This is a genomic window from Streptomyces mangrovisoli, from assembly GCF_000974985.2.
Classification (GTDB): domain Bacteria; phylum Actinomycetota; class Actinomycetes; order Streptomycetales; family Streptomycetaceae; genus Streptomyces; species Streptomyces mangrovisoli.
This window is the reverse complement of sequence record NZ_LAVA02000015.1, coordinates 59,042-77,027: the sequence shown is the minus strand read 5'-3', so window position 1 is coordinate 77,027 and position 17,986 is coordinate 59,042. Positions and strand designations below refer to the sequence as shown.

The following is a 17,986-nucleotide window of genomic DNA, read 5'->3' as shown; positions in this document are numbered from 1 at the left end:
AATGTCACGGTAGGGGCTGATGGTCCCTGCCCTGGGCGGGCGCCGGTCGGTCCGAGGCTGACCGGAGCCGGTCGATCCCGCCCCCTGCCGTGCAAGCGACCTACGAGGTGCGAAGCATGTCCGCTTCCGATGTGCACAAGACGTCGGGCCGGGACGAGGACACGGTCGGCCGTACCGTGACCGGGGGAGACGGCCCCGCAGACGACAAGGCGCCCTCGTGGCACCCGTACCACCACCCCGCGGCGGGCTGGGGCGCCGCCAAGAGCGTCACGCACGTCCTCGTGAAGGAACGCGCCCTGCTCGACGGGCCGCGGGCGATCTTCCGGATGAACCACGAGAACGGCGGCTTCGACTGCCCGGGCTGCGCCTGGCCGGACGACACCAAGGGCCTCAAGCTCGACATCTGCGAGAACGGCATCAAACACGTCACCTGGGAGATGACGCCGAAGCGGGTGGGCGCGGACTTCTTCGCCGAGCACACCGTCGCCGAACTGTCCACCTGGTCGGACTTCGCCCTGGAGGACCAGGGCCGGCTGACCGAACCCCTCGTCTACGACCCGGACACCGACCGCTATCTGCCGATCAGTTGGCAGGAGGCGTTCGACCTGGTCGGGCGGGAGCTGCGCGCGCTGGACAGTCCGCACGAGGCCGCGTTCTACACCTCGGGCCGGCTGGGCAACGAGGCCACGTTCCTGTACCAGTTGATGGCCCGCGAGTTCGGCACCAACAACCTGCCCGACTGCTCCAACATGTGCCACGAGGCGTCCGGCCGTGCCCTTCAGGCCGCCCTCGGCACCGGGAAGGGCACCGCCGACCTCAAGGACTGGGAGACCGCCGACGCCCTGTTCATCCTGGGCGTCAACGCGGCCTCGAACGCGCCGCGGATGCTGACCGCGCTCGCCGACGCCTACCGGCGCGGCGCCCAGATCGTGCACGTCAACCCGCTGGTGGAGGCGGCCGCGACCAGGACGATCGTGCCGCACGAGATCACCGACATGGCGCTGTTCAAGTCGACCCGCACCAGCACCCTCAACCTCCAGGTGCGCGTCGGCGGCGACATGGCGCTGCTGCGGGGCATCGCGAAGGCGGTCCTGGAGGAGAGCCGGCACGATCCCAAGGCCCTGGACCGCGAGTTCATCGACCGCTACACGTACGGCTTCGACGCCTACCGGGCCGTGTGCGAGCAGACCTCCTGGGAGGAGTTGGAGGAGCAGTCCGGGCTGACCCGCGCCGACATGCTGGAGGCGGCCGGGATCTACTCCCGTGCGGACCGCACCCTGATGAGCTGGTGCCTCGGCGTCACCCAGCACGAGCACGGCGTCGACACCGTCCGCGAGATCGTCAACGTCCTTCTGCTGCGCGGCAATCTGGGCCGTGAGGGGGCCGGTCCCTCGCCCGTGCGCGGGCACAGCAACGTACAGGGCAACCGCACCTGCGGCATCGACCACCGACCCGAGCAGGAGTTCCTCGACCGGCTCGGCGCGGTCTGCGGCATCGATCCGCCGCGCGAGCACGGCATGGACACCGTCGCCACCCTCCAGGCCATGCACGACGGGCGGGTGAAGGTGTTCGTCGGCATGGGCGGCAACTTCGTCCTCGCCGCGCCCGACACCGAGTTCACCGCCGAGGGCCTGCGCCGCTGCGCGCTGACCGTGCAGGTGAGCACCAAGCTCAACCGCAGCCATCTGGTGCACGGGGGAAAGGCGTTGATCCTGCCGTGCCTCGGGCGCACCGAGAAGGACCACCAGCGGCGAGGCGTCCAGGCCACCTCCGTGGAGGACTCGATGAGCATGGTGCACCTGTCGGTCGGCATGAAGAAGCCGGCCTCGCCGCACCTGCTGTCCGAGCCGGCCATCATCGCCGGTATGGCCCGCGCCACCCTGCCGGACAGCACGACGCCGTGGGAGTCGTACATCGAGGACTACGACCGCATCCGCGACACCATGGCCCAAGTGCTCGACGGATTCGAGGACTTCAACCGCCGGGTCCGGCTGCCGCTGGGCTTCCGCATCCGGCAGCCCGCACGCGAACTCGTCTTCCGTACGGCGTCCGGGCGCGCGGAGTTCTCCGCCGCGCCGCTGCCGAAGGCGCCGCCGCGGGACGACACCCTGGTCCTCCAGACCATGCGCAGCCACGACCAGTGGAACACCACCATCTACTCCGACAACGACCGCTACCGCGGCATCGAGAACCTGCGCACCCTGATCCTCATGAACGCCGACGACATGCGGGCCCGGCACATCGAGCCGGGCGACCTCGTCGACATCACCGCCACCGCCCGCGACGGCAGCCGGCGCCGGGTGGAGCGGTACCGGGCCGTCGAGTACGACATGCCGCGGGGGTGCGCGGCCGGCTACATGCCGGAGCTGAACGTACTGGTCGCCGCGACCGACTACAGCACCCAGAGCGATCAGCCCCTGATGAAGAACATCACGGTACGGGTGACGCCGAGCGAGGGCGGCTGACCCGCGCCGCGGACACCGGGGCGCCCGCCCCGCGCCCGGAAACCGGGGCGACCGATCCGCGGCCCCACAGAGCGAGCGCCACCGACCCGCGCCAGGGTCCGACGACAGGAAGGCAGGGCCCATGGCCGAAGACGCCCCGGCACCGAATCCGCAGCCGGTTCTCTCGCCCCTCACGAATGCGTCGATCTTCCTCGTGGCCACGATCGACCCCGGCGGCGAACCGGCCGTGCGCGACCTGCTGACCGAAGTCGGTGCGCTCCAGCGGGCGGTGGGGTTCCGCGCCGGACCGGACGGCCGGCTCAGCTGCGTCACCGGCATCGGCTCCGAGGCGTGGGACCGGCTGTTCGCCGGGCCGAGGCCCGCGCAGCTGCACCCCTTCCGGGAGCTGAACGGGCCCGTGCACCGCGCCGTCTCGACCCCAGGCGACCTGCTGTTCCACATCCGGGCCGCCCGCCTCGACCTGTGCTTCGCGCTCGCCGCGGAGCTCATGACCCGGCTCGACGGCGCGGTCACCGTGCGCGACGAGGTGCACGGCTTCCAGTACTTCGACCGGCGCGACCTGCTCGGCTTCGTCGACGGCACCGAGAACCCGGTCGGCCCGGCGGCCGGCGCGGCGGTCCTCGTCGGCGACGAGGACCCGGACTTCGCCGGCGGCAGCTACGTCGTCGTGCAGAAGTACGTGCACGACCTCGACGCGTGGAACGCGCTCCCGGTGGAGGAGCAGGAGCGGATCGTGGGCCGGACGAAGCTGTCGGACATCGAGCTCGACGACAGTGTCAAACCGGCCGACTCGCACGTCGCCCTCAACACCGTCACCGACCCCGACGGCACCGAACACGACATCCTGCGCGACAACATGCCCTTCGGGGCCGTCGGGCGGGGCGAGTTCGGCACCTACTTCATCGGCTACGCCCGCACCCCGGAGGTGACGGAGACGATGCTGGAGCGCATGTTCCTGGGCACACCGGACGCGGCGCACGACCGCATCCTGGACTTCTCCACCCCGCTGACGGGCTGTCTGTTCCACGTGCCCACCGCGGACTTCCTGGAGGACCCGCCCGAAGTGCCGGACGTGCGGCGGGAGTCGGCCCCGGCCTTCCGCTCCGTCGGCCCGGCCCCCGAGGGCGCGCCGGCGTCCGCCGGACCGTCCCTGGGGATCGGCAGCATGAAGGAGAGCACACCCGATGAACAACCTGCACCGTGAACTGGCGCCCATCTCCGCCGCCGCGTGGGACGACCTGGAGGAGGAGGCCCGGCGCACGTTCAAGCGCCATGTGGCCGCCCGCCGGATCGTCGACGTCCCCGATCCGGGCGGCGGCGAGCTGGCGGGGGTCGGCACCGGGCATCTCGACGCGGTGGACGCGCCGGCCGAGGGCGTGCTCGCCCACACCCGGCACTTCCAGCCGCTGGTGGAGCTGCGCGTGCCCTTCACCGTCGACCGGAGGCAGGTCGACGACGTCGCCCGCGGGGCGAAGGACGCCGACTGGCAGCCGGTGAAGGACGCCGCCCGCAGGCTGGCGTTCGTCGAGGACCGCGCGGTCTTCGAGGGGTACGCCGCCGCCGGCATCGCAGGTCTGCGGGAGGGCTCGTCGAACGCGCCGGTGCCCCTGCCCGCCGACCCGCGGGACTATCCGGACGCCGTCAGCCGGGCGGTCGGCGCCCTGCGGCTGGCCGGAGTCGGGGGCGCGTACACGCTGGCGCTCAGCGCGCAGGCGTACACGGCCGTGAACGAGACCTCGGACCACGGCTATCCGATCATCAAGCACATCGCACGCCTGCTCGACGGGGACATCGTGTGGGCGCCGGCCATCGACGGGGCGTTCCTGCTCTCGGCGCGCGGCGGCGACTTCGAACTCCGGCTGGGCCAGGACGTGTCGATCGGCTACCTGGCGCACGACGCGAACAGCGTCACCCTGTACTTCGAGGAGACCCTGACGTTCCTCGTCCACACCAGCGAGGCGGTGGTGGCTCTCGCCCCGGCGGCGGCGTCCGGGGTCTGAGCGACCGGATCCGGGGTCCGGATGGCGGTGTGACGGTCCTGGGTCGGTTCACCCGGTCGCGAGGGACACCTCGGTCGACTTGATCAGCGCGACCACCGGCGCACCGGCCGCGAGCCCGAGGTCGTCGACGGCGTCCTTCGTGATCGCCGAGGTGAGTTCGCCGCCGTCGACCGCGACCTTGACCGTGGCCATGGCGCCGCCCACGGCGACGTCGGTGACCGTGCCGGGCACCTGGTTGCGGATGGACAGCCCGCTCACCCGGCCGGTGGCGAGGGCCACCTCGGTGGACTTCACCATCGCCCGCACGGCGGAGCCCTCGGCGAGGCCGAGCTCCTTGACCGCGTCGAGGGTGATCGCGGCGGTGAGCTCCTGCCCGCCGCCGATCCGCACCTTCACGGTGGCCATCACCTCGCCACGGGCGACGGCGGTGACGGTGCCGGGGAGCTGGTTGCGGATGCTCAGGCTCATGGCGGATGCCTCACAGAACGGGTACGGGGTGCCGTCGGCCATAACGAAATGCCGGTTTTGTACGGCCTGTGGGTCCCCAACGTACCCGGTCCGCCGCCCCCTGTGGCGCACCCCGTCGCATCCGCCACGCGCCGGGGTGCGCACCCCTCGCACCTGCGGCCGGCGAGCGGTGCGTGACTCGCCGGCCGCAGGCGTCGGGGGAGCGTCAGGACGTGATGCCGTTGTACTGGTCCCAGGTGTAGGCGACGTCGGGGGAGGAGGGCTTGCCGGACCAGTCGAAGTAGTCCCAGACCAGTTCGGCGGGGTCGGTCGCGAGGTAGCCGCGGCCGGGCAGGTCGTCGCCGTCGTCCCAGGCCCACGGCGGGTTGGCGGCGTCGGTGTCGCAGGTGCCGTTCGCCGGGCCCAGCACCCCGCCCGCACCGCACTTGGCGCCGTAGGGGTTGCCGCTGTCGTCCCCGGCGAAGTTGTTCGTGGTCGCGAACAACGAGGTCAGGCCGCGGTTCGCCCACATGCCGTTCGAGGCGAAGATGTCGGTCAACGTGTACTGGACGTCACGGTCGTTGGCGCTGTCGGGCACCTCGGCGGTGGAGCCGGGGTAGTAGACGACGCCGTCGCCGCTCGCGTACTCCGACCGCTCGCGCGAGAGATAGCCCTCGGCCCAGGCGGCATGGGTGTTGGGCTGCTGCGTGATGAACGGGCGTCCGTGACCGTCCCCGTGGGGGTCGCTCTTGAGCGGCAGGGTGCCGTCGACGCTCTCCTGTCCGGAGGTGAAGTCGCTGCCGTCCGGCACCCAGGAGTAGAAGTTGCTGTGCGCGACGGTGATCGCGGCCTCCAGCTTGCCGTACGTGGAACCGTCGTTGGCGACGACGACGAGGGCGCCCTCGGAGTCGTTCTCGTGCTCGCTCAGGTCCTCCTGGTAGTTGTCCAGCACGCCGTCCGACCAGTCGCGCGGGTGGAAGTACGTGTAGAGCAGGTAGGTGAAGGACGGGGTCTGCACCACCGAGTAGTACACGTGCGCGGCGAGCGGGAACTGGCTGGTGTTCTCCCAGTTGTTGCGGCCGTTGAGGTCTCCGTCGTAGTCGTACGACGTGATGTAGTCGGACTTGCCGCCGAGCGCGGTCTCGCCGGTGGTGTCCACGTCCTGGAAGTTGACCGGGGCCCACCAGGCGGCGAGGGTCGCGCGGTCCGTCGAGGCGGCCTCGGCCACGGCGGGGCGGACGATGCCCGTGCCCAGGCAGAGGGCGAGGGCGGCGGCGACCCCGGCGGCGCCGAGGCGTCCGCGGCGGCCGTGGGGGATGCGGGATCTGCGGCGGGTGAGCGGCTCGCGGCGGGGTGTGGTCGCCACTGTTCCTCCGGGTCGGCAGGGGGCCGTGCCGACGCGACGCCTGGCGGAGCGGGGGAAGAGGCATCGGCGGCCGACGGCCCGTGGGTGGGGGGTGGTGCACGGTCAACGCGACTGCGGTGCAAGGGAGTTGAGACTTCGGCGGTGATCGCCGGATACGCGTGTGTAAGGTACACACCAAAAGTGGCCGTCCGCCAGCACGCTGCGGTACGCGCGATGACACGCAGCCGTCCGGCGCGGCCCGCTGCCGTCGGTCGAAGCCCGCTGCCAGGGCTCGTTGCCGTCAGCCGCAGCCCGTGCCGCACCGTCTGCCGCGGCCCGTGCCGCACCGTCTGCCGCGGCCCGTGCCGCACCGTCTGCCGCAGCCCGTGCCACAGCCGTCTGCCGGTGCCGGTGCCGCTGCCACAGTCGTCAGTCGTCAGCCGTCAGCCGACATACGGCGTCCGTGGTCCGAGCCGGCAGGACCCGGTCGGCAGGCCCCGCTCGTCACCCGCCCTCGACGGCCGGCCCGCGCCCCTGGATCGCCAGGGCCGCCCGCCGCAGCTCGGAGAGGACCGTGCGGACCGCGCGCCGGGCGGCGCGCTCGGGCCGGTGGAGCACGTCGACATGGCGGCGGGCGTGCACCCCGCTGAGCGGGCGCAGCACCAGCGCGGGATGCGGACGGGTGGTCCAGCGGGGCATCAGCGCGAGCCCGCCGCCGGCCGCGACGACATCGGCGGCCACCGTGAACTCGTTGATCCGGTGCACGAGTTCGAGCCGCCGGTTGGCCGCGGCGGACAGTGCGTCGATGACGGCCATCACGGGGAAGCCGTCGTGCACGGTGATCCACGGCTCGCCCGCCACGTCCCGGGGGGTCAGCCGTCGCTTCGCCGCCAGCGGATGCCCGGCGGGCAGCGCGACGTCCAGCGGCTCGCGCATCAGCGTCACCGCTGTCACCGTCGTGGGCCACGGCGGCGCCTGCTCCAGGCGGTGCGCGAGGACGAGGTCGTACTCCCTGGTCAGTCGCGGGAACCGGTCCTGGGCCACGTCCTCGTCGGCGAACGAGAGGCGGGGCCGGCCCGCGCCCCCCGCCGTCAGCAACAAGGGGAAGAACGCGGCGGCCGCGCTGTGGAAGGCGGCCATCGACACGCGCGCGTCCGGCAGCCCCGCGAAGTCGTCGATCGTCTGGCGCGCCCGTGACAGCGCGGTCTCCACCTCGATGGCGGCGGCCGCCAGCGCCTGCCCCGCCTCGGTCAGCACCAGCCGCCGCCCGTCGCGCTCGGTGAGCGGCACCGGGATCGCGCGCTGGAGCAGCCGTAGCTGCTGGGAGACCGCGGAGGGCGTCATCAGCAGCGCCTCGGCGGTCGCGGTGACGCTGCCCAGCTCGCCGAGTTCGCGCAGGATCTGAAGCTGCCGTTCGTTCACGGCGACAGTGTAGGGATGCTTCAGGGTCGATGAAGGATCTTGCTCTTGGCTTCACAGTGGAAGCCGCGCACCGTAGAGGGCGTGGTCCCTTCCCGACGCACTGCTCCCGTGCTCCTCCGCCGCGCCGGCGCCGCGCCGCCTCCTCCCGTCGGCGCGGCGTCGTCCCCGCCCGCTCGGACACCGGCGCCGCCTCCCGACGGCCCCGCGCGGCCCCGTCGTGGCGGCCCGGCGCTCCCGCGCGGCACCGACGCGGTGCTGCTGCTCGTCGCCGTCGTCTGGGGGTCCAGTTATCTGGTGGCCAAGACCGCCACCGAGGCGCTGCCCGTCCTGATGGTGCTGTGGGTGCGCTACGCACTTTCCGCGGCCGCGTGCCTCGCCCTGGTCGGGGCGCGCCGCGGCGGCCGGCGCCTCACCCGGGACGAGCTGCGCGCGGGCGGCCTGCTCGGTGTCACGCAGGCGGCCGTGCTGGTGCTGGAGACGTACGGCGTCGCCCACACCAGCGCGGCCAACGCGGGCCTCGTCATCAGCCTGACCATCGTGCTCACGCCGCTGGTGGACCGGGGGCCGGGCCGGGGCCGGCTGCCGGGGCGGTTCTTCGCCGCGACGGGTGTGTGCCTGCTCGCCGTCGTGCTGCTCATGTCGGGTCACGGCTTCGCCGCCCCTCGCTCGGGCGACCTGCTGATGCTCGCCGCCGCGGTGGTGCGCGCGGGCCATGTCGCGCTCGTGGGACGGCTCACGGCGGGCCGCGCGATACGGCCACTGCAGCTGACGGCCATTCAGACCGTGGTGGGTACGGCCCTGTTCACCGTGCCCGCCGCCTCGCACCTGCCGGCCCTGGGGAATCTCGGGGCCGCCGACTGGGCGCGGCTCGGCTATCTCGCCCTGTTCTGCAGCGTGTTCGCCTTCCTCGCCCAGACCTGGGCGGTGCAGACGACCTCGGCGAGCCGGGCCAGTCTGCTGCTCGGCACCGAACCGGTCTGGGCGGTCGCGGCGGGCATCTGCCTGGGCGGCGAGCACCTCACGGCCGTGGCGCTGCTCGGCGCGGCGCTCATGGTCACCGGCACGTACTGTGGCCAGCACATCGAGCGCCACCACCGCGCGCGCGGCGCGGAAGTCACCCCCGAATCCACGGAAATTGAGGGAACGCCATGTCGGAGCACGACACCTACGACCGCCTGATCGACCTGCTCGACGGCGCGGCGGCCCCCTACGAACTCATCGACCACGCACCGGAGGGCACCACCGACAAGGTCTGCGCGCTGCGCGGGCATCCGGTCGACCAGGCCGCCAAGTGCCTGATCCTGCGCGTCAAGGTCGACCGGCGGGTGACCCGTCATGTCCTCGCCGTCGTGCCCGGGGACCGCCGGGTCGACCTCGGCGCCGTCCGCGCGCTGTTCGACGCCCGCTACGTCGGGTTCGTCGAGGCGGAGACGGCGGAGCGACTCGCGCGCAGCGTCCCCGGCACCGTGCTGCCCTTCAGCTTCGACCCCGAACTGGAGCTGGTCGCGGACCCGGACGTCGTCGCGCAGCCGCGGCTCTACTTCAACGCCGCCCGCCTGGACCGCTCACTCGTCCTCTCCGGCGCGGACTACGCCCGGCTCGCGGAGCCCCGCATCGAGAAGATCAGCGCCCCGGCCGCGGACTGACCCGGCCCCGGCCCCCTCGATCCCGGCCGTCCCGTGCTGCCAGGCGCCGCCGACGGGCCGGTGCCGGCCCGGTGGTGGCCCTTTGCGCAGTTCCCCGCGCCCCTTGCGGGCCGCCTGGCCGCAACGTCCAGGGGCGCGGGGAACTGCGCGAGCGACCACGACGGACCCGCGGAGGGCCATGGCGCGAAGCCGCCTCCGCAGGCGCCCCCTCACCCGTCCTCCCCCCGCCGGGCCACGGTCACCGCACCCTCACCCCTCCTCCCCCCGCCGGGCCACGGTCACCGCACCCTCACCCCTCCTCCCCCCGCCGGGCCACGGCCACCGCACCCACGGCCGCCGCCCCCGCCAGCGCGCACAGCGCCCAGACCACGACATAGCCCCGCTCGGCCGGTGCACCGCCGGGGCCGGTGGTGAACGCGGCCAGCAGCGCGGCCACCACGCCCCCGGTGACGGCCCCGCCGGTCGTCTTGACGTTGTTGTAGAGCGCCGACGCCACCCCCGTGCGCGCCGGGTCCGTCGCCTCGACGATCACCGTGGGCAGGGCGCCCAGCGACACCCCGATGCCGGTGCCGCACACCACCAGCGCCGCCACGACCTGCCACACCGCCTGATGGAAACAGGCCAGGGCCGCGAACCCGGCCGCCATCAGGGCGAAGGCGGTCATGAGAGTCCGCCGGTAGCCGAGCCGCCGGGCGATCACCGCGGTGGCCGAGGAGGTGATCACCGCGGCCACCGCCGCCGGGAGGCTCACCAGGGCCACCTTCAGCGCGGGCAGCGCGAAGCCGTACCCGTCCGTCCGCGGATCGGCCGCGAGGAACGTCGAGTTGGGCGTCTGGCTGCCGAAGTACATGACGCCGAACAGGAAGGAGGTCAGATAGAACGGCGCGACCCGGCGGCCCCGCATCGCGCGCAGGTCCACCAGCGGGTCGGCGCTGCGCAGTTCGTGCCACACCCAGACGGCGCCCAGCACCGCCGCCGCGGCGACGGGCAGCAGTACGGCGGTGGACAGGCCGCTTCCGTCCTCCAGGCGCGCGACGCCCGACAACAGGCCGACCAGGGCGAGTCCGAGGAGCAGCGCGCCCGGCCAGTCCGGGCGTCCGGCCGCCTTCGGCACGCTCTCCGGGATGAAGAGGAAGCTGACGGGCACGCACAGCGCGACGGCGACGGCGGGCACCAGCAGCGTGAGCCGGATGTCGCCGACCGCGTCCGCGAGCGCCCCCATGACCACGGCGCCGAGCAGGGAGCCGAGGGCCAGCGCGCCGACCAGCCGGGCGATCGCCGAGCGCGCCCGCTCCGCCGGAAGCCGGTCGCGCACCAGCGCGATCTCCAGCGGCAGCAGGGCGACCAGGGCGCCCTGGAGCGCCCGCCCCGCGAGCAGCGCGGGATAGTCGGGGGCCAGCGCCACGAGCAGGCTGCCGCAGGCCACGGCGGTGAGCGCGAGACGCAGCATCCGCCGGTGGCCGTGCAGATCCCCGAGCCGCCCGAACACCGGGACCAGCACTGCGCCCGCCAACAGCTGCACGGAGATGACCCAGTTGAGGGCCGACGCGCCGACGCCGTGCCGCTCGCCGAGCGCGGGGAGCAACGGCGTCACCCCGGTCTGGAGGAACCCGCTGGTCAGTTCGAACAGCACCAGCAGCCCGACCGCGGCGCCGACCGAGGCCGGCGCGTCCTGATCCGGCGCCGTACGACCGGACTCCACGGCCGCCCCGGTCATGCGGCCCGCCCGGCGGCGGGGGAGCGGACCGACGAGCCGTCGCCCGGCCCGTCCGCGTACCGGGCGAGCGCCCCGGTCGCGAGGCGGGCGAGGAGCGCGGCCTGGGCAGGGAGCACGGCGTCGTCGAACACGGCCTGCGGGGAGTGGTTGACGGGGGCGGTGGCCGGGTCGGTGCCGGGCGGGCAGGCGCCGATCCCGACGAACGCGCCCGGCACCCGCTCCAGCAGGAACGAGAAGTCCTCCGAACCGGAGACCGGCGTCGGTGCCTCCACGGCGGCGTGCGGCCCGAACAGCTCGCGGGCCGTCTCCAGCGCGAAGGCGGCCTCCCGCGCGGAGTTGACGGTCGGCGGGTACTGCCTGCGGTAGTCGACGTCGACCTCGACCCCGTGGGCCAGGGCGATGCCCTTCAGCGTGCGCTCCACGAGCGCCTGGGCCGCGACCCGGCCCGCCTCGCTGTAGGTGCGCACGGTGGCACGGAACTCGGCGCGGCCCGGGACGACATTGCGCGCGTCGCCCGCGTGCAGCGCGCCGACGGTGATCACGGCCGGGTCGTTGACGTCGATCTCGCGGGCGATCCGGGTCTGGAGCGCGGTGACCATCTCGCAGGCGGCGACCAGCGGATCGCGGGTCAGATGAGGCATCGAACCGTGGCCGCCGCGACCGGTGACCACCGCGTCGAAGGCGTCGCTCGCGGCGAGGAAGGTGCCGGCGCGCGTCGCGGCGACCCCGAGCGGCAGCTGGGTGGAGAAGACATGCAGGCCGTACGCCGCCGCCACGCGCCGTCCGGCCGCGTCGAGCACGCCTTCCTCGATCATGATGCCGGCGCCGCCGTCGCCCTCCTCGCCCGGCTGGAACATCAGGACGACGTCCCCGGCGAGTTCCTCGCGCCGTGCGGCGAGCAGCCGTGCGGCGCCGACCAGCCCGGCGGTGTGCAGGTCGTGGCCGCAGGCGTGCATCACGCCGGGCACGGTCGAGGCGTACGGCAGCCCGGTGTCCTCGGTGACCGGCAGCGCGTCCATGTCGGCGCGCAGCAGCACGGCGGGCCCGGGGCGGCCGCCGCGCAGCACCGCGGTGACAGAGCTGAGGCGTTCGCCGGTGGTGATCTCCAGCGGCAGCCCGGCCAGGGCGTCGAGGACCTTGCGCTGGGTGCGCGGCAGGAACAGACCGAGCTCGGGCTCCCGGTGCAGGGCGCGCCGCAGCTCGGCCAGGTCGTCGGCGAGAGCGAAGGCGTCGTCGAGGGTGGGGCCGTCGGTGAGAACGGGATCGTCGGCCAGACCGGGATTGTCGGTGAGAACGGGATCGTCGGCCAGACCGGGATCGTCGGCGAGACCGGGATCGTCGGTGAGAGCGAGACCGCCCGGGAGGGCGGGGCCGTCGGCGGAGGTGAGGGCGTCATCGGTGGTGGACATGGCCGGTATAGTGCGCTTCGCGCCACCGGGCCCCGCCGAAGCGCCGGTATCAGGCACCCGTGCCGGGATGGATGCAGGAATCCGCCGCGTCGCCGCGGCCGTACGAGAGGGGCGGTGTCATGACCGAGGCCGTGCTCGACGAGGTCGACTACCTGCTGATCACCGCCCTGCAGCACGCGCCGCGCGCCGACTGGCGCACGGTCGGCGCGCTGATCGGGGTGGACGCGACCACGGCGGCCCGCCGCTGGGCGCGGCTCACGGGGGACGGCCTCGCCTGGCTGTCCTGCCACCCCTCCCCGGCCGTGATCGGCGACCGGGTGGTGGCGTTCATCGAGGTCGACTGCGTACGCGGCCGGCTGTATGAGGTGTGCGAGCAGCTCGCCGACGACGCCCCGCTGTTCAACATCGAGCACGCCACCGGCGCGCGCGACCTGCTGTTGACGGCGGTGCTGAGCAGCCGCGCCCATCTCGCCCGGTACGTCGGTTTCCGCCTCGGCGGTCTGGACGGCGTGGCCGCCACCCGCACGCAGATCGCCACGGCGCTGCACACGGAGGGCAGCCGGTGGCGCCTGGACCGGCTGCACGGCGCGCCCCAGGGCGCACCGCACGGTGCGGCACGGGAGCCCGCCCCGGCGGCCGCCCCGGCCGCGGTGACGCTCGGCGCCGGGGACCGCGAACTGGTGATGCTGCTCGCGCAGGACGTACGGCAGAGCGTGGAACGGCTCGCGCGCGCCGCGGGACTCAGCCCGACGACCGTACGCCGCAGACTGGCCCGGCTGGACGCGGCGCGCGCGATCTCCTACCGGTGCGAGGCCGCCCGCTCGGTGTCGGGATGGCCGGTCAGCGCGACGCTGCTGGGCACGGTCCCCGCCGCGGACAGCGCCCGCGTGGTGGCACTGCTGTCCGCGATGCGCGAGACCCGGCTGTGCGCGTCGCTGTCGGGCCCGTGCAATCTCATGACGACCGTCTGGCTGCGGTCGGTCGACGACATCCAGCCCTTCGAGGCGTCGCTGGTCAAACGCGTCCCCGGGCTGGAGGTCAAGGACCGCTCGGTGACCCTGTGGCAGCTCAAGCACGCGGGCCAGGTCCTCGACCCGGACGGCAGGCTGCTGCGCTCGGTGCCGCTGTCGGACCTCTGGGACGACACCGGCGCGGGCGACGCGGAGGCGGCACTGCTGGAACGGCTGCGCAGCCCGTCCCGGTAGCGCGTCCCGGGCCGGCTGCGAAACCCGTCCCGGTGACGCCTCCCGGGCCGGGGCGGCGCCACGCCCGGACGCGGGGCGGCGCCCGGCCCCGGGGCAGGGCCCGGCGGACGGACCGCAATGTCAGTGCCCCTCTTTACGATCACGGCATGTCAGACGCCTTCACGGTCCTGTGGACCCACGACACCTGCCGGGCCCTGCGCAACGGGGGCCGGGTCGGACAGCGCCCGCCGGTCGCCTTCGGCGGGGCGCACAGCTCCCTTCCGGCCTGGTCCGGCGCCAAGCCCGGCGACGAGGTGTACGCGGTGCACGTGAACCGGGGCGTGGTGTACGTCGTGAGCCGGATGCGGGTGGTCGACCTGGAGCGGGGCGCGTGCTGCGGCGAGGCTCCCGGGAGTTGGCGCGACCCGGCGTTCCCCGGGCACGACGACTGGTCCATGCTCGGCGCCGGCGGCTGCGGAGCGGCGGCCGTACATGTGGACGCGACGCCCGTGCGGTTCGACCTGCCGATACCCGGCGAGCTGCTGCCCGGGCTCACCTGGCGCAACCAGAGGGGCCGTACCCGCAACCTGAAGTACGTCGTGGACGGCCGACTGGAGCGTGCCGTCAGCCTTCAGGGGTTCTACCGGCTGACCCCGGAGTCGGCCGGTGAGCTGGCGTCACTCCTCGACGACGGCGCGTGACGTGCCGCGCTGCGCCGGGTGAGTCCCTGACCCCTGTGCGTGAAGGGCGCGGCGGGGGTGTTTGACCCCGCCGTATCCGGTCACGCGCATGGTCGGAGCCGAGTGCGACCGGACCCGCGCGACACCGTCGCGCCAGGGTGCCCGGTCCGTCCCCGTCCTCCCGTGACGGGCTCGGCATCGCTCGTACGACGAAAGGCCGACTCATGACGGAGATCCACCCCGCGACCACGACGGACTCCGGCGCCCCGGTGGAGAGCGACGAGCATTCGCTGACCGTGGGCCCGGGTGGCCCGATCCTGCTCCAGGACGCCTACCTCATCGAGCAGATGGCCCAGTTCAACCGGGAGCGGATACCGGAGCGCCAGCCGCACGCCAAGGGAAGCGGCGCCTTCGGCCACTTCGAGGTGACCCACGACGTCAGCGCGTACACCAAGGCGGCGCTGTTCCAGCCCGGCACGCGCACCGACCTCGTCGCACGGTTCTCGACCGTCGCGGGGGAGCGCGGGAGCCCGGACACCTGGCGGGACCCGCGGGGCTTCGCGCTCAAGTTCTACACGAGCGAAGGCAACTACGACATGGTCGGCAACAACACGCCGGTCTTCTTCGTGAAGGACCCGATGAAGTTCCAGCACTTCATCCGGTCCCAGAAGCGCCGCGCCGACAACAACCTGCGCGACCACGACATGCAGTGGGACTTCTGGACCCTCTCCCCGGAGTCCGCGCACCAGGTCACCTGGCTGATGGGGGACCGGGGCGTCCCGCGGACCTGGCGCCACATGAACGGCTACACGTCGCACACCTACATGTGGATCAACGCGAGCGGTGAGCGGTTCTGGGTGAAGTACCACTTCAAGACCGACCAGGGCATCGAGTTCTTCACCCAGCACGAGGCCGACCAGATGGCCGCGGTCGACACGGACTACCACACGCGGGATCTCTTCGAGCACATCCGCGACGGAGACTTCCCCAGCTGGACGCTGTACGTGCAGGTCATGCCGTACGCCGAGGCCGCCGGCTACCGGTTCAACCCGTTCGACCTCACCAAGGTGTGGCCGCACGGCGACTATCCGCTCATCCCGGTCGGCCGGATGACCCTCGACCGCAACCCGACCGACAACCACGCCGAGATCGAGCAGGCGGCCTTCCAGCCGAACAACTTCGTGCCCGGCATCGGCCCGAGCCCGGACCGGATGCTGCTGGCCCGGCTGTTCTCCTACGCGGACGCCCACCGTCACCGGATCGGCGGCAACTACCAGCAGCTGCCCGTCAACGCTCCCGTGGCCGACGTCCACACCTACTCCAAGGACGGGGCGATGGCGTACCGGAAGACCACCGATCCGGTCTACGCCCCCAACTCCAAGGGCGGCCCAGCCGCCGACACCGCCCGCTACGGCACCCCGCCGAGCTGGGAGGCGGACGGCGAGATCACGCGGGCGGCCTACGTGTCGCACCCGGAGGACGACGACTGGGGGCAGGCGGGCACGATGGTCCGCGAGGTGCTGGACGACGCCGCCCGGGACCGCCTGGTCGACAACGTCGTCGGCCATCTCCTCAACGGCGTCAGCGAGACGGTCCTGGAGCGCGCCTTCACGTACTGGTCGAACATCGACAAGAGCATCGGCGACCGCATCGAGGAGGGCGTCCGCGCGAAGGCCGCCGAGAAGGACCCCAAGGCCGCCGAACAGGGGAACCCGGCGCGGAGCTCCCTGCAGGACAAGGCGTAGGGCGTACGGCCGTCAGGCGCGCGCCCGTTCGGCGGTCAGCGCGACGGCGGTCACCAGCGCGAGCGGGAGGAGCGGAGCCCACAGCGGCGTGAACCGCAGCAGCAGCGCTCCTCCCGCCGCCGCGCCCAGAAACGTCAGCAGCCGGGTCGCGGCCTCCCGGTCGAAGCGGCGCGGCGTGCCGCCGAGGCCCCCGAAGAGTCCGGTGAGCGTGCCCGTCAGGTAGGTGGTGGACACGCCCGGCGCGCCGCAACTGCCGGTCACCGCCGACTGCACGCCCATGGCGGCCCCGGCGCAGCCGAGCATCGGTACCGCCAGGGCATGGCCGGGTCGCCCGTCCGCCGCCAGCCAGCCGGCGGTCACCGCGGCCACCAGCGCCGCTTCGGCGGCCACCAGCAGGCTGGTCCGCCGGTGCCACCCCGCGTCCAGGCCCCGCAGGACCGTTGCGGCGACCAGCACACCCAGCGCGTAGCAGCCCACGGCCACCGCCGCGGCGAGGACGAGCCTGCCGTTCACGGCCACGACGGCGCGGCCCAGCTGGACGAGGTTGCCGGTGATGACGCTGGCGAACATCCCGTCGAGCGACGTGACGCAGACGGCGTCCAGGCTGCCCGCCGTCGCGGTGAGCACCAGCAGCAGCCGTACCACCACTCGCCCCGTGAGGACGTCCGCGTCCGCTGCAAGCCCGTCGCTCCCCGAGGCGTCCGCTGCAAGCCCGTCGCTCCCGGACGCGTCCGGTGCGGGCCCGCCGCTCCCCGACGCCTCGTCATGCCGGCTCATCGTCCTGATCACCCCTGTGTTCGCAGTGCCGTTGCGGCGCCCGGTCCGCTCGACGCGCTGAACCGGCGCCTCCCTACTACGCTGGAGCGGCACGACGTGCCCACGGGGCCCCGTCCGCCGCTGATTTTCCCGTCGATTCTTGTGGCCCGACCGCTGATGGTCGCGGCACGACATTCTGGACGCGGCTTGATTTCGGACGCGGCCCGGCACTGAGCTCCCCCGCACCGACCGGGGAGCTCCGGACGACACTCTCCGGAGGGGCAGAACATGGCTTTCGCCACTGCCGAGGACGGAACGCAGATCTACTTCAAGGACTGGGGCTCGGGTCAGCCGGTGGTCTTCTCACACGGCTGGCCGCTGATCGCGGACGCGTGGGACCCACAGCTGAAGCACATGGCCGACAACGGCTTCCGGGTCGTGGCGCACGACCGGCGCGGAGGCGGACGCTCCGGCCAGCCCTGGCAGGGCAACGACTTGAGCACGTACGCGGACGACCTGGCCGCGGTCATCGAGACGCTCGATCTCCACGACGTGATCCTCGTCGGGCATTCGACCGGCGGCGGCGAGGTGACGCGCTACATCGGCGCGCACGGTTCGAGCCGGGTGGCGAAGGCGGTCCTGGTCGGCGCGATCCCCCCGCTGATGCTCAAGACACCCGCGAACCCGGAGGGGTTGCCGATCGACGTCTTCGACGAGATCAGAGAGGGCGTGCTCGCGGACCGGTCGCAGCTCTACAAGGACCTCAGCGGCCCGTTCTACGGCGCCAACCGCGAAGGGTCCACCGTCTCGCAGGGCACCCTGGACGAGTTCTGGCTGTGGGGCATGACGGTGGGCATCAAGGGCGCCTACGACTGCGTCGAGGCCTTCTCCGAGACCGACCTCACCGAGGACCTCAAGAAGATCGACGTGCCGACGCTGATCGTGCACGGCGACGACGACCAGATCGTGCCCATCGTGGCGTCCGGCGACAAGTCGTCCAAGCTGGTCCGGGACTGCGAGTACAAGGTGTATCCGGGGGCCCCGCACGGGCTGGCGATGGTCCCGAAGTACGCGGAGCGGTTCAACGCGGACCTGCTGGAGTTCGCCCGCGCCTGAACGCCTTCCGCTGGATCCGCTGGAGCGACCGCCGTGGAACCTGGCCGGGGTTGC

Annotated in this window: 15 protein-coding genes; 9 read left to right on the top strand and 6 right to left on the bottom strand. The window is 73.0% G+C overall.

Translation table 11 applies throughout. The features are described from left to right. Window positions 1-116: 116 nt before the first annotated feature. The 3 genes from WN71_RS07040 to WN71_RS07030 all read left to right on the top strand — a co-directional run bounded on the left by WN71_RS07040 (window position 117) and on the right by WN71_RS07030 (window position 4,465). Entirely contained in the window at window positions 117-2,465 is a 2,349-nt protein-coding gene (locus WN71_RS07040; protein ID WP_046585139.1) for an FdhF/YdeP family oxidoreductase, read from the top strand. A gap of 121 nt (window positions 2,466-2,586) precedes the next feature. After that, window positions 2,587-3,669 carry a Dyp-type peroxidase gene (locus WN71_RS07035; protein WP_046585140.1) on the top strand — a complete coding sequence of 361 codons (1,083 nt, stop codon included), beginning with the start codon at window positions 2,587-2,589 and terminating at the stop codon, window positions 3,667-3,669. Further along, window positions 3,650-4,465: a family 1 encapsulin nanocompartment shell protein gene (locus WN71_RS07030; protein ID WP_046585141.1), complete on the top strand. Its 816-nt coding sequence runs from the start codon at window positions 3,650-3,652 to the stop codon at window positions 4,463-4,465. Before WN71_RS07035 ends, WN71_RS07030 begins: the two co-directional genes overlap by 20 nt. 48 nt (window positions 4,466-4,513) lie before the next feature. Here WN71_RS07030 and WN71_RS07025 read toward each other — a convergent pair whose 3' ends face one another. From WN71_RS07025 to WN71_RS07015, 3 genes are all read right to left on the bottom strand, one after another. After that, window positions 4,514-4,933 (bottom strand): TOBE domain-containing protein, encoded by a 420-nt coding sequence (locus WN71_RS07025; RefSeq protein ID WP_046585332.1) that lies wholly within the window; start codon window positions 4,931-4,933, stop codon window positions 4,514-4,516. A gap of 205 nt (window positions 4,934-5,138) precedes the next feature. Next, window positions 5,139-6,278 carry a hypothetical protein gene (locus tag WN71_RS07020; RefSeq protein ID WP_052743023.1) on the bottom strand — a complete coding sequence of 380 codons (1,140 nt, stop codon included), beginning with the start codon at window positions 6,276-6,278 and terminating at the stop codon, window positions 5,139-5,141. Window positions 6,279-6,761: 483 nt separating this feature from the next. After that, on the bottom strand, window positions 6,762-7,679 hold the full coding sequence (locus WN71_RS07015) for a LysR family transcriptional regulator (protein ID WP_046585144.1): 918 nt from the start codon (window positions 7,677-7,679) through the stop codon (window positions 6,762-6,764). A gap of 252 nt (window positions 7,680-7,931) precedes the next feature. Here WN71_RS07015 and WN71_RS07010 point away from each other — a divergent pair, with 252 nt between their 5' ends. Next, the gene (locus WN71_RS07010) at window positions 7,932-8,858 is read left to right on the top strand and encodes a DMT family transporter (protein WP_046585148.1); all 927 of its coding nucleotides are present in this window, start codon (window positions 7,932-7,934) and stop codon (window positions 8,856-8,858) included. Then, window positions 8,828-9,325: a YbaK/EbsC family protein gene (locus tag WN71_RS07005; protein ID WP_046585153.1), complete on the top strand. Its 498-nt coding sequence runs from the start codon at window positions 8,828-8,830 to the stop codon at window positions 9,323-9,325. Before WN71_RS07010 ends, WN71_RS07005 begins: the two co-directional genes overlap by 31 nt. A gap of 289 nt (window positions 9,326-9,614) precedes the next feature. Here the strand turns inward: WN71_RS07005 and WN71_RS07000 are convergent, their stop codons facing one another. Both WN71_RS07000 and WN71_RS06995 read right to left on the bottom strand, forming a co-directional pair. Continuing rightward, window positions 9,615-11,042, bottom strand: a complete 1,428-nt coding sequence (locus WN71_RS07000) for an MFS transporter (RefSeq protein ID WP_046585154.1) — start codon at window positions 11,040-11,042, stop codon at window positions 9,615-9,617. Continuing rightward, the gene (locus WN71_RS06995) at window positions 11,039-12,451 is read right to left on the bottom strand and encodes a M20 metallopeptidase family protein (RefSeq protein WP_079177699.1); all 1,413 of its coding nucleotides are present in this window, start codon (window positions 12,449-12,451) and stop codon (window positions 11,039-11,041) included. The genes WN71_RS07000 and WN71_RS06995 overlap by 4 nt, the downstream gene beginning before the upstream one ends. Before the next feature lie 119 nt (window positions 12,452-12,570). On the opposite strand from WN71_RS06995, the gene WN71_RS06990 reads away from it, so the two are divergent. The 3 genes from WN71_RS06990 to WN71_RS06980 all read left to right on the top strand — a co-directional run bounded on the left by WN71_RS06990 (window position 12,571) and on the right by WN71_RS06980 (window position 16,060). After that, on the top strand, window positions 12,571-13,656 hold the full coding sequence (locus tag WN71_RS06990) for an Lrp/AsnC family transcriptional regulator (protein ID WP_052743024.1): 1,086 nt from the start codon (window positions 12,571-12,573) through the stop codon (window positions 13,654-13,656). Between the two features lie 146 nt (window positions 13,657-13,802). Beyond that, window positions 13,803-14,336, top strand: a complete 534-nt coding sequence (locus WN71_RS06985) for a hypothetical protein (RefSeq protein WP_046585155.1) — start codon at window positions 13,803-13,805, stop codon at window positions 14,334-14,336. A 203-nt stretch (window positions 14,337-14,539) separates the two neighbouring features. Then, a complete protein-coding gene (locus tag WN71_RS06980; protein WP_046585156.1) occupies window positions 14,540-16,060 on the top strand; it encodes a catalase in 1,521 nt (506 codons plus the stop codon). Between the two features lie 12 nt (window positions 16,061-16,072). Here WN71_RS06980 and WN71_RS06975 read toward each other — a convergent pair whose 3' ends face one another. After that, on the bottom strand, window positions 16,073-16,837 hold the full coding sequence (locus tag WN71_RS06975) for a DUF1275 family protein (protein ID WP_167382896.1): 765 nt from the start codon (window positions 16,835-16,837) through the stop codon (window positions 16,073-16,075). A gap of 267 nt (window positions 16,838-17,104) precedes the next feature. Here WN71_RS06975 and WN71_RS06970 point away from each other — a divergent pair, with 267 nt between their 5' ends. Then, window positions 17,105-17,932: an alpha/beta fold hydrolase gene (locus tag WN71_RS06970; RefSeq protein ID WP_046585160.1), complete on the top strand. Its 828-nt coding sequence runs from the start codon at window positions 17,105-17,107 to the stop codon at window positions 17,930-17,932. Window positions 17,933-17,986 lie beyond the last annotated feature (54 nt).

Bases quoted from the DNA above. Each gene is read 5' to 3' on its own strand.
- WN71_RS07040 (WP_046585139.1), top strand. From the start codon at position 117: ATGTCCGCTTCCGATGTGCACAAGACGTCGGGCCGGGACGAGGACACG.
- WN71_RS07035 (WP_046585140.1), top strand. From the start codon at position 2,587: ATGGCCGAAGACGCCCCGGCACCGAATCCGCAGCCGGTTCTCTCGCCC.
- WN71_RS07030 (WP_046585141.1), top strand. From the start codon at position 3,650: ATGAACAACCTGCACCGTGAACTGGCGCCCATCTCCGCCGCCGCGTGG.
- WN71_RS07025 (WP_046585332.1), bottom strand. From the start codon at position 4,933: ATGAGCCTGAGCATCCGCAACCAGCTCCCCGGCACCGTCACCGCCGTC.
- WN71_RS07005 (WP_046585153.1), top strand. From the start codon at position 8,828: ATGTCGGAGCACGACACCTACGACCGCCTGATCGACCTGCTCGACGGC.
- WN71_RS07000 (WP_046585154.1), bottom strand. From the start codon at position 11,042: ATGACCGGGGCGGCCGTGGAGTCCGGTCGTACGGCGCCGGATCAGGAC.
- WN71_RS06995 (WP_079177699.1), bottom strand. From the start codon at position 12,451: ATGTCCACCACCGATGACGCCCTCACCTCCGCCGACGGCCCCGCCCTC.
- WN71_RS06990 (WP_052743024.1), top strand. From the start codon at position 12,571: ATGACCGAGGCCGTGCTCGACGAGGTCGACTACCTGCTGATCACCGCC.
- WN71_RS06985 (WP_046585155.1), top strand. From the start codon at position 13,803: ATGTCAGACGCCTTCACGGTCCTGTGGACCCACGACACCTGCCGGGCC.
- WN71_RS06980 (WP_046585156.1), top strand. From the start codon at position 14,540: ATGACGGAGATCCACCCCGCGACCACGACGGACTCCGGCGCCCCGGTG.
- WN71_RS06975 (WP_167382896.1), bottom strand. From the start codon at position 16,837: ATGAGCCGGCATGACGAGGCGTCGGGGAGCGGCGGGCCCGCACCGGAC.
- WN71_RS06970 (WP_046585160.1), top strand. From the start codon at position 17,105: ATGGCTTTCGCCACTGCCGAGGACGGAACGCAGATCTACTTCAAGGAC.